This window comes from Pseudomonas sp. AK-TSAG1-1 (assembly GCF_056821665.1).
In genome coordinates, this window is record NZ_CM165965.1 from 66411 (window position 1) to 81677 (window position 15267).

Below are 15267 nucleotides of genomic sequence, written 5' to 3' on the forward strand. Positions count from 1 at the left end.
ATGGAAACCCGAGCCCATCATGTGTTGATCGGCCTGTTCTCAGTGATTGTCGTGGCGGGCGCCCTGCTCTTCGGCCTGTGGCTGGCCAAGTCCAGCGTCGACACCGAGTTCAAGGATTACGAAATCGTCTTCAACGAGGCGGTCAGCGGCCTGTCCAAAGGCAGCCCGGTGCAGTACAGCGGGATCAAGGTCGGCGACGTGGTCAGCCTGCGCCTTGATCCGAAGGACCCACGGCGGGTATTGGCGCGGATTCGTCTGGGCGGCGATACGCCGGTCAAGGAAGACACCCAGGCCAAACTGGCCTTGGCCGGGATCACCGGGACCTCGATCATCCAGCTCAGCGGCGGCACCCCGCAGAGCCCGAAATTGCGCGGGCATGACGGCGAACTGCCGACCATCGTCGCGGCACCTTCGCCGATCTCGCGCCTGCTCAACGACAGCAACGACTTGATGAGCGGCATCACCGCGCTGCTGAGCAACGCCAACCAGATGTTTTCCCCGGAGAACGTCGAGCGTGTGAGCAGCACCCTGGCGCATCTGGAGCAGACCACCGGCTCGATCAACGATCAGCGCGGCGACCTGCGCCAGGCCATGCAGCAACTGGCGAGCGTCGGCAAACAGGCCGGCAGCATGCTCGAACAGACATCGCTGCTGATGCGCAACGCCAACGGCCTGCTCAACGATCAAGGCAAACAGGCGCTGGGCAGTGCCGAGCAGGCGATGAAGTCGCTGGAGCAGAGCAGCGCCACCATCAACGGCCTGCTGAGCAAGAACCAGAACTCCCTCGACAACGGCATGCAGGGCCTCAACGGCCTGGCCCCGGCCATCCGCGAACTGCGCGAAACCCTGACCTCGCTGCGCGCCATTTCTCAACGCCTGGAGGCCAACCCCAGCGGTTACCTGCTGGGCAGTGACAAGAACAAGGAGTTCACGCCATGAAGCTGACTCGCCTCGCCCTCTTCGCCGCCAGCCTGACGCTGCTCTGCTCGTGCTCGATTCTGCCCAAGGCCGAGCCGTCGGATGTGTACCGCCTGCCATCGACTCAGGCGCCCGCCTCGGCCGGTTCGGCCGCGACTCAGCACTGGTCGCTGCGGTTGAACAAATTGCAGGCCAGCGAAGCGCTGAACCGGCCGAACATCGCGGTGATCGCACAGGGTGACGTGATCAGCAGCTACAAGGCGTCGCGCTGGAGCGATCCGGCGCCGGTGCTGGTACGCAATCGGCTGCTCGATGGCTTTGCGCGTGATGGCCGGGTGACGTTGCTCAGTACCGATGACAGCAATTTTGCGGCGGATCTGGAGCTGGGCGGCAGCTTGCAGGCGTTTCAGACCGAGTACCAGGGCAATCAGGCCAGCGTCGTGGTGCGGGTCGATGCGTTGTTGGTGCGCGGCTATGACCAGAAGATTCTCGCCAGCCAGCGCTTCGAAGAGCGCCAGCCACTGAGCGATGTGCAGGTGCCGGCGGTGGTTGCGGGGTTTGGACAGGCCAGTGATCGCCTTACTGCGAAAGTCGTGGCGTGGGCCGTTCAGCAAGGCCAGAAACTCGCCCCACAACCCAGACCTTAAACCTTATGCATAACCCCTGTGGGAGCGGGCTTGCTCGCGAAGGCGGTGTGTCAGTCAATGTGTTGGTCGACTGACACGCCCTCTTCGCGAGCAAGCCCGCTCCCACATTTTGATTTGTGGTTAACCGAAGAACCAGTAGCAGACGCCAATCGCGCCGAGCACGCCGGCCAGCTCCGCCAGCAACGCACACCCCACCGCATGCCGCGCCCGCTGAATCCCCACTGCGCCGAAATACACCGCCAGCACATAGAACGTGGTTTCTGTACTGCCCTGAATCGTCGCCGCCACCAGCGACGGGAAACTGTCGACGCCCGAGGTCTTCATGGTCTCGATCAGCATTGCCCGCGCGGCGCTGCCGGAAAACGGTTTGACCATCGCCGTTGGCAACGCATCGACGAAGCGTGTGTCCCACCCGGCCCATTGCACCAGATGGCGGATACCATCCAGACCAAAGTCCAGCGCCCCGGAGGCGCGCAGCACGCCGATGGCGCAGAGCATCGCCACCAGATACGGCAGCAGGTTTTTGGCGACGTCGAAGCCCTCTTTGGCGCCCTCGACAAAGGCCTCGTAGACCTTGACCTTGCGTAACGCGCCAATCACCAGGAACAGCATGATCAGGCCGAACAGCGTGAGGTTACCGAGGATCGACGACAGCCCGGCCAGCGCCGTGGCCGACATCGTCGCCAGCAGCGCCATGAAGCCGCCAAGGATCAGCGCCCCCGGGATCAGGTAGGCCAGCACCACCGGGTCCCAGATGCGCAGGCGCTGCATGAACGCCACCGAGAGGAAGCCGACGATGGTCGAGCAACTGGTCGCCAGCAGAATCGGCAGGAACACCAGGGTCGGGTCCGGCGCACCTTGCTGGGCGCGGTACATGAAGATCGTCACCGGCAGCAGGGTCAGCGACGAGGCGTTGAGCACCAGGAACAGGATCTGCGCGTTGCTGGCGATGGTTGCGCTGGGGTTGAGTTCCTGCAGCGCCTTCATCGCCTTGAGGCCGATCGGTGTGGCGGCGTTGTCCAGCCCGAGGCCATTGGCGGCGAAGTTGAGGGTGATCAGGCCCAGCGCCGGGTGCCCGGCCGGGACTTCCGGCATCAGCCGCAGGAACAGCGGCCCGAGGACCTTGGCCAGCCACTCGACGATCCCGGCTTTCTCGGCAATGCGCAGAAAGCCCAGCCACAGGGTCAGGGTGCCGAACAGCAGTACCATCACCTCGACCGACAGCTTGGCCATGGCAAAAATGCTTTCCACCATCGCCGCGAAAATCCCGGCGTTGCCGCCGACCAGCCACTGCACCAGCGCAGATATTGCTGCCACGACAAAGAAGCCAAGCCACAGGCCATTAAGCATCAGTCAAATCCCCCGGAAGATGCGGCGAATGATAGCGGTGTCGCCAGAAACGACAAACCCCGGATTTCTCCGGGGTTTGTCTATTCGGCATGCGCCGATCCAAAGTGGGAGCGGGCTTGCTCGCGAAAGCGGTGGGTCAATCAACAGGAATGTTGAATGTGCCGGCCTCCTCGCGAGCAAGCCCGCTCCCACAAGGGGGTTGCATTACTGCTTCGAGATTTCACCAGCCGGCAGTTTTTCCTTGCTGCGCCAGTGCGGCAGGGAGTTCCAGTAGCGCTGGCCCTTGGCGTCGTCGTACATGCCTTCCCAACGCGCGATAACCAGTACTGCCAGAGCGTTGCCGATCACGTTCAGTGCGGTACGCGCCATGTCCATGATGCGGTCGACACCGGCGATGAACGCCAGACCTTCCAGTGGGATGCCGACGCTGCCCAGCGTCGCCAGCAGCACCACGAAGGACACGCCCGGTACGCCGGCGATGCCTTTGGAGGTGACCATCAGGGTCAGCACCAGCAGCAGTTGCTGGCTGATCGACAGATCGATGCCGTACAACTGGGCAATGAAGATCGCCGCGATGGACTGGTACAGGGTCGAACCGTCGAGGTTGAACGAGTAACCGGTCGGTACCACGAAGCTGCAGATGGCTTTCGGTGCGCCGTAGGCTTCCATCTTCTCGATCACGCGTGGCAGCACGGTTTCCGAGGAGGCGGTGGAGTAGGCCAGGACCAGCTCATCCTTGAAGATGCGCATCAGCTTGATCACCGAGAAGCCGAACAGCCTGGCGATCAGGCCCAGCACCACGAAGGCGAAGAAGGCGATGGCGACGTAAACCAGGATCACCAGCTTGGCCAGCGGCAGCAGCGAGGCGAAGCCGAAGTTGGCGACGGTCACCGCGATCAGTGCGAACACGCCGATCGGGGCGTAGTTCATGATCATGTGGGTGACCTTGAACATGCTTTCCGAAACGCCCTGGAACATCTTCACCAGCGGCTCGCGCAGGTCCGACTGCAGGCTCGACAGGCCGAGACCGAACAGCACGGAGAAGAAGATGATCGGCAGCATTTCGCCGCGGGCCATGGCCGCGAAGATGTTCGACGGGATCAGGTTGAGGATGGTCTCGATGAACGCGTGTTCATGCTGTACTTCGGCAGCGGTCGCCTGGTACTTGGAGATATCCACCGTGCCCAGGGTGCTCATGTCGATGCCGGCGCCCGGGTGGAACACGTTCGCCAACACCAGACCGACGAGGATAGCGATGGTGGTGACGACTTCGAAGTAGATAATCGTCTTCAGGCCGATACGCCCGAGTTTCTTGGCGTCGCCCACGCCGGCAATGCCGACGATCAAGGAGGAGATGACGATCGGGATCACGATCATCTTGATCAGACGGATAAAGATATCGCCTGCCGGTTGCAGGACGTTACTGATCCACCAGGCTTTCTCGGCACTGAAATGGTTGAGCAACGCACCAATTGCAATCCCTAAAACCAGACCGATGAGGATCTGCCAGGCGAGGCTGAGTTTTGCCTTCTTCATTATCTTTACCCTTACTTGCGTTTGACTCAGGCACATGCAGGAACTGGAACGCTCTTTAGCGGAAAAGTCTGTGCATCTGCCTCCGTATAAGGTGCCCCGAAGCGCGTGTTTACGGCTCTTCGGCAGGCGAAAAAAGGCGCAACTATTCCGATGCAAGGTTGCGCCGTCTAATGCCGTAAACGCCTACCCTATGCCGAATCGGCATGAGCTTTTTTAAATGAAACTGGCGTCCCAACCGGTTCGATTACGACATTTCAGCCGGCATAAGTGCCGTGAACCGGCCATTACAGCTTAGGTTGGTTATTTTTTGAACGAGTGAATTCGGCGAAAAATTCAAGAAAAAGCCTGCATTTGCAGACTAGAAGTCCCACTGTTTGAAAGGACTCTTTCTCGATATACGGTCGCCAGGAAACACGGCGAAATGTTTTCGCGCGCAGTCTGAACCATAAAAAGGCGAGCAGGACGCTCTGGATCAATGTTTTGTATCGCGAAAAGCTCAGCGCAAGTCCGTCGAGCCACTGGGGGCCGGCGAACCTGCGTCGCAGCTTTTACCCTGACCCGGCCCTTGCGCAGGCACTCCCTGTACCCGTAGGTCACTCCGACCCTGTAACAGTCAGAACGTCCCGGCCCCTTGGTCATGCGCCGACCTTCCTCGGGCGGGCGCAATAAAGGGCAGCGGGGCGCTGCCCTCATGTTCGAATCAGTACCAGTTCGGATCTTTCTTCAGCGTTTCCATCAACAGGTTCTGCATGCCCTGATTGGGTTTGCCGAGGAAGCGGTAGGTGGCATGTCGCGTAGGCGACTTGTCGGCCGGCAATCCTTCGGGCACATCAACGAGCATGGCGTAGGCATCTTTCTTGTCGAAGCTGAACGCTACGATCAATCGGTGGTTCAGGCACTTGTCTGCGGATTCACAGAGCGGCCCGACCAGATACTTGTCGCCATCTTCCGTCACGGCATTCATCTGCTGGTCTGGTGTCCCGGACAGGTTCATCACCCATTCCGGCAGGCGCTCTTCATGCTTTACCACGCCTTGCCAGGTTTCCCGGTATTGCGGGTCGGAGCTGAGCAGCTCGTTGACCCGCGCCTGGCCATCATTGGCCGCCATCGCCATGGCACTACCGCCCAGAAGCAGGGCGGCTGCCAGTGTCTTTAAACCAGTCATCGTTAACCTCGGCCGCGACGGCCAAAGAAGAAGGAAGCGATGAACATCACCAGGAACACGACAAAGAGAATCTTGGCGATACCCGTGGCGGTGCCCGCGATACCACCGAAGCCCAGTACGGCGGCGATGATGGCAATGATCAAGAATGTAATTGCCCAGCTCAACATGGTGATTCTCCTTACTTCTCTATTTAGGGGTGTTGCGTGTCCCGGCGCGATGCGCCCGAATTCGTCGGTTCGTCAGAAAACCCAGCGCTCTTCACGTGGCAGTTGATCGAGCGGCTGCGCCTGGTCGACTTCCATCATGCGCATCGAGGTGCTCTCGGCGTGGCTGCTGACGGCGCTGAAGTGCGTCTGCGTGCTGTGTTGAATCGAGATCAGCGGCTCAGGCTTCTGGCTGTTCTCCCAGCTCAGGTATTGCTGGCAGGCGATCAGGGTGATCAACAGAGCAAGTACGCCAAACAGACCTTGTTGGATATGCAGTGGCGAGATACGCACTTGGGCGGCACGTTGGCGAGTCATCCTGGGTTCCTCACTCTTATTCGGTTGGGGCAGTCGGATCTGCCCGGGCTGAATGAGTTATTGCAGCCTGCATGCCAGTTTTTTATTTGAAAAATATTCAATAAAATCAATGTGTTATGGCTCAATGAAAAATCTGCTTGGACGCATCCTGCACGATGAGTCATCTACGGTCGTGCGTAATGCACGATTATTTCGTAGCAGATTTCATTCTTATTGAATTGAGAGCACGTCTCGGAGGTCAGAAAAGTACGCGGGCAACCATCGGCAGGTCGGTAATTGTTTAGAAACTCAACAAAATCAATGGATTGGCTGTCAGGGCAGGAGAGAGCTACCCTGCTATGGCTGACATCGTTCAGAATCGACCATGCAACTTGCCCGATTTTTCCGGGACTAATCCAAGACCAATCACATAAGGAGCGTAGGAAAAATGGAATCTGCCACTGAGCATCAAGGCCGCATTCTGCTGGTGGACGATGAGTCCGCCATCCTGCGTACCTTCCGTTACTGCCTCGAAGACGAAGGCTATACGGTGGCCACTGCCAACAGCGCGGCGCAGGCCGACGCTTTGCTGCAACGCCAGGTCTTCGACCTGTGCTTCCTCGACTTGCGGCTGGGCGAAGACAACGGTCTCGACGTGCTGGCACAGATGCGTATCCAAGCGCCGTGGATGCGCGTGGTGATCGTCACCGCGCACTCGGCCGTCGACACCGCCGTGGACGCGATCCAGGCTGGCGCCGCCGACTATCTGGTCAAGCCGTGCAGCCCTGACCAGTTGCGTCTGGCCACCGCCAAGCAACTGGAAGTACGTCAACTCTCGGCGCGTCTCGAAGCCCTCGAAGGCGAGATCCGCAAACCCAAGGACGGTCTGGATTCTCACAGTCCGGCGATGAAAGTCGTGCTGGAAACCGCACGCCAGGTTGCCAGCACCGACGCCAACATTCTTATTCTGGGCGAGTCCGGCACGGGTAAGGGCGAGTTGGCCCGGGCCATTCACGGCTGGAGCAAGCGCGAGAAAAAATCCTGCGTGACCATCAACTGCCCGTCGTTGACCGCCGAGCTGATGGAAAGCGAGCTGTTTGGCCACAGCCGCGGCGCATTTACCGGGGCCAGCGAAAGCACCTTGGGTCGCGTCAATCAGGCCGACGGTGGCACGCTGTTTCTCGACGAAATCGGCGATTTTCCCCTGACATTACAGCCAAAGTTGCTGCGTTTCATTCAAGACAAGGAATACGAACGGGTAGGGGATCCGGTGACTCGCCGCGCCGATGTGCGCATTCTTGCAGCGACCAACCTCAACCTTGAAGACATGGTGCGCGACGGGCGTTTCCGCGAGGACCTGTTGTACCGCCTGAACGTGATCACCCTGCATCTGCCGCCGCTGCGCGAGCGCGCCGAAGACATCCTGACCCTGGCCGATCGCTTCCTCGCCCGTTTCGTCAAAGAATATGCGCGTCCGGCCCGGGGCTTCAGCGACGAGGCACGTGAAGCGTTGCTGGGCTATCGCTGGCCGGGCAACATCCGTGAGCTGCGCAACGTGGTGGAGCGGGCAAGCATCATCTGCCCGCAGGAACGCGTGGAAATCAGTCACCTGGGCATGGCCGAACAACCGGCGAACAACGCACCACGGGTCGGCGCGGCGCTGAGCCTCGATGAACTGGAAAAAGCCCACATCGGCGCGGTACTGGCGACGGCTGGCACCCTCGATCAAGCGGCCAAGACCCTCGGCATCGACGCCTCGACCCTCTACCGCAAGCGCAAGCAGTACAACCTGTGAGCGCGCGGCGATGAAACTGGCGATGAAGTTGCGCACGCGCTTGTTCCTGAGCATCTCCGCGTTGATCACGGTGGCGTTGCTCGGGCTGTTGCTCGGGCTGGTCAGTGTCATGCAGATGGCCGGGACTCAGGAAGCGCTGATCCGCAACAACTTCGTCACCCTCGATCTGGGACTCAAGCTGCGCCAGACCCTCGGCGATCAACTGATCATGATGCTTGCCGAAAAGCCCGATAACGCTGCGTTCGAAGCCTCGAAGCAGCATTATTTACAGCTTCTCGATCAAGGCATTGCCCAGGAGGAGGTTGGTGATGGTCGCCAATACAGCTTCAGTCAGGCCAAGGCCGATTACCAACGTTTCCTTCAGGCGTTCGATCAGGTACGTGACCCGGCCACTGCGTTGAGTGGCACCGGCGATTTGCGTGAGCGCTTCAACACGCTGCGCAACGGCCTGATTGCCGAACACAAGCATGCGCTCGACAACATCAACTCGGTGCAGCACGCCGCCCGTGACCGAGCGCTGTTGGTTGCCGGCCTGCTTGGACTGGTCGGGTTGGCCGTGTTGATCATCGGTTTTGTCACGGCGCATGCCATTGCCCGGCGCTTTGGTGCGCCGATCGAGGCGCTGGCCAAGGCCGCGGACAACATCGGCCAGGGTAATTTCGACGTGACCCTGCCGATTTCTTCGGCGATGGAAATGAACCAGCTGACCAAGCGCTTCGGCTTGATGGCCGAGGCGCTGCGTGAGCATCAGGCGACCAACGTCGACGAACTGCTGGCCGGCCAGCAGCGTTTGCAGGCGGTGCTCGACAGCATCGACGATGGCTTGCTGATGATCGATCGCGATGGGCGTCTGGAGCACCTCAATCCGGTTGCCCAGCGCCAACTGGGCTGGGACAGTGATCGCTTGGGGCAGGGCTTGGGCACAGCGCTTGAGCGACCGGAACTCGACGCGCAGCTGCAACTGGTGCTGCGCGGTGGCACGCTGGAGCGTGCCCCGGAAGATTTGAGCATCGAAGTCGACGGCGAATCGCGCCTGCTGACTTACAGCCTGACCCCGGTCAGCCACACCCAGGGGCATATCCTCGGCGCGGTGATGGTGCTGCACGACGTCACCGAACAACGTGCTTTCGAGCGAGTGCGCAGTGAGTTCGTGCTGCGGGCCTCTCATGAGTTGCGCACACCGGTCACCGGCATGCACATGGCCTTCGGCCTGTTTCGCGAACGTGCGAAGTTTCCCGCGGATTCCCGCGAGGCGGATCTGCTCGACACGGTCAACGAAGAGATGCAGCGCCTGATGCAGTTGATCAACGACCTGCTCAACTTCTCGCGCTATCAGAACGGTTTGCAGAAACTCACGCTGGCCCCATGTTCCATCGAAGACTTGCTGGCGCAGGCGCAATTGCGTTTTGCCGATTCGGCCGCGGGCAAAGGCATTGCCCTGAACGTCGAAGTGCAGGGACCGTTGCCGCGCTTGCAGGCCGATCAGACGCAACTCGACCGGGTGCTCGACAATTTGATCGACAACGCACTGCGCCATACTGCCCGCGACGGGCAGATTCGCCTGCAGGCGCGTCGGCATGGCGAACGGGTGATCATCAGCGTCGAGGACAACGGCGAAGGCATTGCCTACGGTCAGCAAGGGCGGATCTTCGAGCCGTTCGTGCAGGTCGGGCGCAAGAAGGGCGGCGCCGGGCTCGGGTTGGCGCTGTGCAAGGAAATCGTCCAGTTGCACGGCGGGCGGATGGGCGTGTATTCGCGGCCGGGGCAGGGCACGCAGTTCTACATGGCGCTGGCGGTCTAGGCTTCGTCGTCCAGTCGACGGCCGGCAAGGCGCCGTCCACGGGTGATCAGCTCGATGAACTGCACCGCACTCAGGGCCTGGGCGAACAGCCATCCCTGACCGAATTTCACGCCTTCACTGCTGAGAAACACGGCTTGCGCTTCGTGCTCGATACCCTCGGCAATCACTTTCAGATCCAGTGCCTGCGCCATGTGGATGATGTGCGGCGCCACGCCGCTGCTGGCCGCGTCATGGCCGAGTGCGTCGATAAAGGCCTTGTCGATCTTCAGGCAATCCACCGGTAGCGTCTGCAGGTAGGCGAGGCTGCAATAGCCGGTGCCGAAGTCGTCGATCAGCACCTGATGGCCGACGTCGCGCAAGGCTTGCAGGTTCTCCCGTGCCACCACCACGTCGATCAACCCGCGCTCGGTGACTTCGAAGGCAATCTGCCGTGCCGCGACCCGGTGCAGGGTCAACAGTTTGGCCATGACCTGACCGATGCGCGGCACCATCACGTCGCATGCTGCGAGGTTGACCGAGATGTACAACTGCGGGTTGGCACGCAGCACCGGCCCCAGTTGCTCCAGCAGCCGCTGCAGGACGAAGTCGGTCATCTGGCGGATCTGTCCGGTGTTTTCCGCCATGGGAATGAACAGATCGGGGCTGGTCAGCGTGCCATCCGGACGGCGCCAGCGCAGCAGGGCTTCGGCGCCCACGCAGTTGCGGCTGTCGAGATCGAAAATCGGTTGATACAGCACCTGCAGCTCGCCACGACGGATCGCGCCCTGGAGCTCGGCGTCCAGCGACTGGCGCTGACGCACCAGCAAAAACACGAAGAACCCGGAAAATGCTCCCAACAGCAGGCAGCCGGGGACCATCCACCACCACACCGTCGGAATGTGCATGCCACTGCGCGGGGTGATCAGCACCAACTGGTATTCCGGGTTGTTGGTGGGCATGCGGTAGATCAGCCGTGATTGAGTGACCTGCAGGGCCTCGCGGCTCTTCGGTGGCCAGACCTCGGTGGGTGGCCACGCCTGAGCAATGCCGAGTACCGGAATCGCCCGCTTGCCGTGATCCAGTACGACCAGCAGGCTGCTGTCCGGTGGCAGGTCGACCATGTCAGTCAAATGCCCGCGGGAGGTCGCCACACGGAAATTGCCGCGGCCGAGCATCAGGGCGGCACGGTTTTCATCGGGTTCGGTGGTGGTGTTGAGCCAGTAGCTGTAGGTCGGACCTTTGATGTCCGGCGCACGGACGACCGACAGCCCCTCTTGCCGGGGGCGGTTGGAGCAGATTCGTGTGCCGTCCATGTAGGCCGCTTCATAGACGAAGCGATAATTGAAGGTGACCTGTCGCAGGGTGGCGATCATTTCGTCATCGCAACTGCGCAACGGCTGCGCTTCAAGGTCATCGAGGCTTTCGCGCAATTGCCCGAACAATTGTTCGAGGCGGGCCAGAAAACGCTCGCCCTGAGCGTTCATCTCCTGGCTTTCGTTTTGTTCTATCTGGCGCATGGCGAAGAACGTTCCGCCGGCGATCAACAGCGCAGCACTGAGGACAGCCGCGATCATCGCCAAAAACCAAGGGCGATAAAACCAGCTACGCAGCGTCTCTCGGGTAGCAACCATCATGGAATATCCGAAGAATTACCAATGAGTTATAGCTGCTGATTGCGTTTTCGCCCTGACCGTCGGGCGGGCGTCATTATTTTGTCTGGTTGAGTACCAGCAACAACGCGGCCGTTTGCGCGTCCGGCGTGCCGTCGAAGCGCGAAGGGCGGTAGTGCATCTGGAAGGCAGCCAGTACGTGGCGGGTCGCGACGTCCAGCTCGCCGGTTTGCGGAGTGTCGTAACCGACGCGCGCCAGTTGCGCCTGGAACCAGCTGATGCTCGGCAGCTCGGCGTTGAACTGCGCCTGCTGACGCGCCACCGCTTGTTCATTGGGCCACACACCCAGGCCTTCGGCCGCCAGGCGTTTCCATGGGAACAACGGGCCCGGGTCGAGTTTGCGCAGCGGCGCGATGTCGCTGTGGCCGATGATGTGGCGCGGGCTGATGCCCTGACGCTTGCTGATGTCCTTGAGCAGGACGATCAGTGATTGAATCTGCGCTTCGCTGTACGGGAACCACAGGCGTCCGGTCGGCGTGTCCTTGAAGCCCGGGTTGACGATCTCTATGCCGATCGAGCTGGAGTTGAGCCAGGTCCGGCCCTGCCATTCGCTCTCTCCGGCGTGCCACGCGCGCAGGTTTTCATCCATCAGTTGGTAGATGGTGCCGCTCTTGTCGTCGCCGATCAGGTAGTGGCTGCTGACTTCGCCGTGGGTCAGCAGTTGAAGCGAGCGGGCGAGAGAGGCGGAGGTGTAGTGCACGATCACGAACTGGACGCGGCTGTCGTGATTGGCCGAAGGATGGCTGGTGTCGTAACGCGGGCCGCTGGCACAACCGGCCAGGACGAGCAGCGACGCGAGGAGGGCAAAAAATTTCATGGCGGAAGGCAGTACACGCAAGACAATAATGCAACAGTGTAACGTACTGCCTTGCCTATCGACGGCCAACGGGCTGATTTAAACAAAATGGAACAATTGCTCAGCCCAGCTCGACCCGGTTGCGCCCGGCATTTTTCGCCCGATACAGCGCCTGATCGGCTCTTTTGAGCACCAGATCGCTGTGTTCTCCCGGTCGGAATGACGCCAGCCCCATGGAAATGGTGATCGTCACCCGTTCACCCTTGAAGTGAAACGGGCAGGCCTCGATTGCTGCGCGCAGGGTTTCCAGCAGTTTGGCGCCTACGGCAGGGGGGGTGGCCGGCAACAGCAAGACAAACTCCTCACCGCCAAAGCGGGCAATGAAGTCTGAGCTGCGCAGGCGTTTGCGCAACACCGTGGCGATGATCTTCAGCACCTTGTCACCGGCCAGATGACCGTAGTTGTCGTTGATCCGCTTGAAATGATCGAGGTCGAGCATCGCCAGGCTCAAGGTGTTGCCGTGTTGCTGCCACTGCTTGATCTCGTGTTCGAGCCGTTCGCTCCACGCGGCGCGGTTGGGCAGGCCGGTGAGCGGGTCGATCAAGGCTTTCTGGCGTTGCTCTTCCAGGTGCTCACGGAAACCCAGGGCTTCCTGCTCCATGTGCGCCACGCGCTCGGCCAGGCCCTTGAGGCGTGCAGCCACTTCCTGCTCGCGGGCATCGCGTTGTTTCTGGTGCTGGTCCATGGTGCCGAGCAGACCTTCGAGATGGTTTTCCAGCACTTGCTTGAGGTCATCCAGATCGGCGGCTTCCTGCACGCTGGTCTGCAGGCCGTCGACCTGTTCGCGGATCTGCGTGTCCATCGCCCGTGCCGCCGAGCTGTTGTCGGCGTGGCCTTCACTGGCGGCCTGCAGATTGCTCTGGAATGCTTCGAGGCGTTCATTGAGCTGTTGCAGATAGACTTCGAATTCATGCTGGCCGCTGTCGGTGATTGCCAGCATCAACGTCGCAAGATCGTCGAGAATTGGCAGCAGTTCGTACCAGTTCAGACCATTTTTCAATCGATCGCGCATTGCCTCTGCCTGCGGGCGATGGCGCTCGGGCAGGGTCAGGTCGTCGAGTAACCCGATCAGTGTGTCTTCGATGTGCTTGGCCACCGAGCTGTACGACGGTTCGGGCGAGTCGGGCAGGGCGTAGAGGATGTCCTGCTCGGACTGCTCCGGATCGATGGCGGCCAGTGCCTGGGCAATAGGTTCGGGCAGAGGCAGGCTGTCGAGCAGCAGCGGTGTCGGGATCGGATGGTCTGCGGGGTGGATCAACTCGTCGGGATTGATCGCAGTCGCAGGGATTGGCGCTGCAATCGGCGCGGCTGGTGCTTCGGCCTCGGCTTTCAGCTCGGGTGCCGAGAGCGTGGGGGCGACAACGGGTTGGGTGACCGTCTCGACAGCAATGACCGGCGGCACGAAAGAAACGATGGGCGGTTCGGTGTGAGCTTGCTCGGCGGGCGCCTGCCGAGGGTTGGCCTCCGGCGTTTGCGCGACGGGGGCTGCCAGGTTCGGTACGGGCAGAGTCGGCTCGACGGGTGCTGTCTGCACAGTTTCGGACGCCATGTGTTCAGCGCCGGTTGGAGTTGGCACAGGTGCTTGAGGCTGATCCGCTACCGGCGGCGTTTCTTGCGTTGCGGGAGTCTCTTCATTGTCGCGACTGCCGAACAAACGCTGCAGAAAACCCGGGCGATCTGGTTCGGCGGGCGTTTCCAGCTGGTGCAACGCCTTGCCCTGCAAGCCACTGAGCTCGCTCAGCAGCAGTGGCATCTCCCGCGCCTGGCCGACCCGGCTGTCGAGTTGCTTGGCAAATTTTTTCAGCGGCTGCGCCACTTCCCGAGGCAATGGCAGGGCTTGCAGTTGGCTGACCAGCGCGGTCAGCGCGGTGCTGACCTGATCGATGCGGGTCTCGCGCCGCTGTTCGGAGTCGAGCACAGCCTTTTCCAGGCGCGGCAACAGGGCGGCGAGGCCGGCGTCCATGTCGTCCGTGCGCACCACATCGCGCATCTCTTTCATGCACTGATCGACGACCTTGTCGGTGCCTTCGGCTGCCAGGGTGCTGCGCACCAGGCCGCGACGCAGCAAGTCGAGCCTTGCGGCCCAGCGCCGTTCGAGCTTGTCCTGCTGTTCGATGCTTTTGAGGTACTTCTCTTTCCAGCGCTGGGCTTCGTCGCTCATTCAGGGGTTCCGCGAGGGGCAGGACTCAACGCGGGCAATGCATCGGCCGTGAGCGAACCCGGCAGACGAATCTCTACCGCGACCGGCAGGTGATCGGAAATCGGCTGCGCCAGCACTTCGACCTTTTCCAGGGTCAGGGTCGGGCTGAGCAGAATATGATCAAGGCAACGCTGCGGGCGCCAGCTGGGAAAGGTCGCTTCCAGCTGCGGGGCCAACAGGCCGAGATCGCGTAACGGTGACTGTTGTAGCAGATCGCTGGCATGGGTGTTCATGTCGCCCATCAATACCTGGTGCTTGTAGCCACTGATCAGGTCGCGAATGTAGGCCAGTTGCAGGCTGCGCACCCGGGCGCCGAGGGCCAGATGCATCATCACCACCACCAGCGCTTCCGGGCCTTCGCCGAAGCGCAGCAGGATGGCGCCGCGACCTTTCGGGCCGGGCAGCGGATGATCTTCGATCGCCCACGGCTTCAGGCGACTGAGCACGCCATTGCTGTGCTGGGCCAGTCGACCGAGGTTGCGATTGAGTTGTTGATACCAGTAGGGAAAGGCGCCGAGGTGGGCCAGATGTTCGACCTGATTGACGTAGCCTGAACGCAGGCTGCCGCCATCGGCTTCCTGCAGGGCGACCAGATCGAAGTCGCCAAGCAGGTCGCCGATCTTCTGCAGGTTGCCTGAGCGCCCGGTGTGCGGCAGCAGGTGCTGCCAGCTTCGGGTCAGGTAATGCCGATAGCGTTCGGTGCTGATGCCGACCTGGATGTTGAAGCTGAGCAGGCGCAGACGATGGTCTGCGGGCAGGCCCGTGGACTCCAGGTGATGCTCGTTGACCTGCGGATCATGCAGGCCAACGATGCGTTCGGTTCCCCAGCGGCGCATGGCGATTACCGCGC

Annotated in this window: 13 protein-coding genes; 4 read left to right on the plus strand and 9 right to left on the minus strand. The window is 61.2% G+C overall.

Translation table 11 applies throughout. The annotated features are described in order from the left end of the window. Together AC1UK9_RS00315 and AC1UK9_RS00320 are read left to right on the plus strand one after the other, a co-directional pair. Nucleotides 1–939 carry an MlaD family protein gene (locus AC1UK9_RS00315; RefSeq protein ID WP_482578947.1) on the plus strand — a complete coding sequence of 313 codons (939 nt, stop codon included), beginning with the start codon at nt 1–3 and terminating at the stop codon, nt 937–939. Further along, entirely contained in the window at nt 936–1565 is a 630-nt protein-coding gene (locus AC1UK9_RS00320; protein ID WP_473014049.1) for an ABC-type transport auxiliary lipoprotein family protein, read from the plus strand. Before AC1UK9_RS00315 ends, AC1UK9_RS00320 begins: the two co-directional genes overlap by 4 nt. Nucleotides 1566–1685: 120 nt before the next feature. Here the strand turns inward: AC1UK9_RS00320 and AC1UK9_RS00325 are convergent, their stop codons facing one another. From AC1UK9_RS00325 to AC1UK9_RS00345, 5 genes are all read right to left on the minus strand, one after another. Further along, nucleotides 1686–2915, minus strand: a complete 1230-nt coding sequence (locus AC1UK9_RS00325; RefSeq protein WP_025112290.1) for a nucleoside recognition domain-containing protein — start codon at nt 2913–2915, stop codon at nt 1686–1688. A gap of 204 nt (nt 2916–3119) precedes the next feature. Then, a complete protein-coding gene (gene gltP / locus AC1UK9_RS00330; protein ID WP_025112291.1) occupies nt 3120–4451 on the minus strand; it encodes a glutamate/aspartate:proton symporter GltP in 1332 nt (443 codons plus the stop codon). Between the two features lie 700 nt (nt 4452–5151). Continuing rightward, nucleotides 5152–5616 (minus strand): inhibitor of vertebrate lysozyme family protein, encoded by a 465-nt coding sequence (locus AC1UK9_RS00335; protein WP_025112292.1) that lies wholly within the window; start codon nt 5614–5616, stop codon nt 5152–5154. Nucleotides 5617–5618: 2 nt separating this feature from the next. Further along, nucleotides 5619–5783 (minus strand): DUF1328 domain-containing protein, encoded by a 165-nt coding sequence (locus AC1UK9_RS00340; protein ID WP_003177151.1) that lies wholly within the window; start codon nt 5781–5783, stop codon nt 5619–5621. A gap of 72 nt (nt 5784–5855) precedes the next feature. Further along, the gene (locus AC1UK9_RS00345; RefSeq protein WP_482578948.1) at nt 5856–6137 is read right to left on the minus strand and encodes a hypothetical protein; all 282 of its coding nucleotides are present in this window, start codon (nt 6135–6137) and stop codon (nt 5856–5858) included. Nucleotides 6138–6564: 427 nt separating this feature from the next. On the opposite strand from AC1UK9_RS00345, the gene algB reads away from it, so the two are divergent. Together algB and AC1UK9_RS00355 are read left to right on the plus strand one after the other, a co-directional pair. Then, nucleotides 6565–7911, plus strand: a complete 1347-nt coding sequence (algB, locus tag AC1UK9_RS00350) for a sigma-54-dependent response regulator transcription factor AlgB (protein ID WP_025112294.1) — start codon at nt 6565–6567, stop codon at nt 7909–7911. A 10-nt stretch (nt 7912–7921) separates the two neighbouring features. Then, nucleotides 7922–9712, plus strand: a complete 1791-nt coding sequence (locus AC1UK9_RS00355; protein WP_025112295.1) for a KinB sensor domain-containing domain — start codon at nt 7922–7924, stop codon at nt 9710–9712. Here AC1UK9_RS00355 and AC1UK9_RS00360 read toward each other — a convergent pair. From AC1UK9_RS00360 to AC1UK9_RS00375, 4 genes are all read right to left on the minus strand, one after another. After that, on the minus strand, nt 9709–11322 hold the full coding sequence (locus tag AC1UK9_RS00360; protein ID WP_482580533.1) for an EAL domain-containing protein: 1614 nt from the start codon (nt 11320–11322) through the stop codon (nt 9709–9711). The two genes, AC1UK9_RS00355 and AC1UK9_RS00360, sit on opposite strands and share 4 nt — an antisense overlap. 76 nt (nt 11323–11398) lie before the next feature. Next, complete coding sequence (locus AC1UK9_RS00365; RefSeq protein ID WP_482578949.1) at nt 11399–12178, minus strand: N-acetylmuramoyl-L-alanine amidase; 780 nt, start codon at nt 12176–12178, stop codon at nt 11399–11401. A 100-nt stretch (nt 12179–12278) separates the two neighbouring features. Next, entirely contained in the window at nt 12279–14378 is a 2100-nt protein-coding gene (locus AC1UK9_RS00370) for a GGDEF domain-containing protein (protein ID WP_482578950.1), read from the minus strand. Next, nucleotides 14375–15253 carry an endonuclease/exonuclease/phosphatase family protein gene (locus AC1UK9_RS00375; protein ID WP_025112299.1) on the minus strand — a complete coding sequence of 293 codons (879 nt, stop codon included), beginning with the start codon at nt 15251–15253 and terminating at the stop codon, nt 14375–14377. Before AC1UK9_RS00375 ends, AC1UK9_RS00370 begins: the two co-directional genes overlap by 4 nt. Nucleotides 15254–15267 lie beyond the last annotated feature (14 nt).

Excerpts from the sequence above, each read along its gene's own strand:
- AC1UK9_RS00320 (WP_473014049.1), top strand. The coding sequence starts at position 936 with ATGAAGCTGACTCGCCTCGCCCTCTTCGCCGCCAGCCTGACGCTGCTC.
- AC1UK9_RS00335 (WP_025112292.1), bottom strand. The coding sequence starts at position 5,616 with ATGACTGGTTTAAAGACACTGGCAGCCGCCCTGCTTCTGGGCGGTAGT.
- AC1UK9_RS00375 (WP_025112299.1), bottom strand. The coding sequence starts at position 15,253 with ATGCGCCGCTGGGGAACCGAACGCATCGTTGGCCTGCATGATCCGCAG.
- AC1UK9_RS00360 (WP_482580533.1), bottom strand. The coding sequence starts at position 11,322 with ATGGTTGCTACCCGAGAGACGCTGCGTAGCTGGTTTTATCGCCCTTGG.
- AC1UK9_RS00325 (WP_025112290.1), bottom strand. The coding sequence starts at position 2,915 with ATGCTTAATGGCCTGTGGCTTGGCTTCTTTGTCGTGGCAGCAATATCT.
- AC1UK9_RS00345 (WP_482578948.1), bottom strand. The coding sequence starts at position 6,137 with ATGACTCGCCAACGTGCCGCCCAAGTGCGTATCTCGCCACTGCATATC.
- AC1UK9_RS00355 (WP_025112295.1), top strand. The coding sequence starts at position 7,922 with ATGAAACTGGCGATGAAGTTGCGCACGCGCTTGTTCCTGAGCATCTCC.
- AC1UK9_RS00340 (WP_003177151.1), bottom strand. The coding sequence starts at position 5,783 with ATGTTGAGCTGGGCAATTACATTCTTGATCATTGCCATCATCGCCGCC.
- gltP (WP_025112291.1), bottom strand. The coding sequence starts at position 4,451 with ATGAAGAAGGCAAAACTCAGCCTCGCCTGGCAGATCCTCATCGGTCTG.
- AC1UK9_RS00315 (WP_482578947.1), top strand. The coding sequence starts at position 1 with ATGGAAACCCGAGCCCATCATGTGTTGATCGGCCTGTTCTCAGTGATT.
- AC1UK9_RS00365 (WP_482578949.1), bottom strand. The coding sequence starts at position 12,178 with ATGAAATTTTTTGCCCTCCTCGCGTCGCTGCTCGTCCTGGCCGGTTGT.
- algB (WP_025112294.1), top strand. The coding sequence starts at position 6,565 with ATGGAATCTGCCACTGAGCATCAAGGCCGCATTCTGCTGGTGGACGAT.
- AC1UK9_RS00370 (WP_482578950.1), bottom strand. The coding sequence starts at position 14,378 with ATGAGCGACGAAGCCCAGCGCTGGAAAGAGAAGTACCTCAAAAGCATC.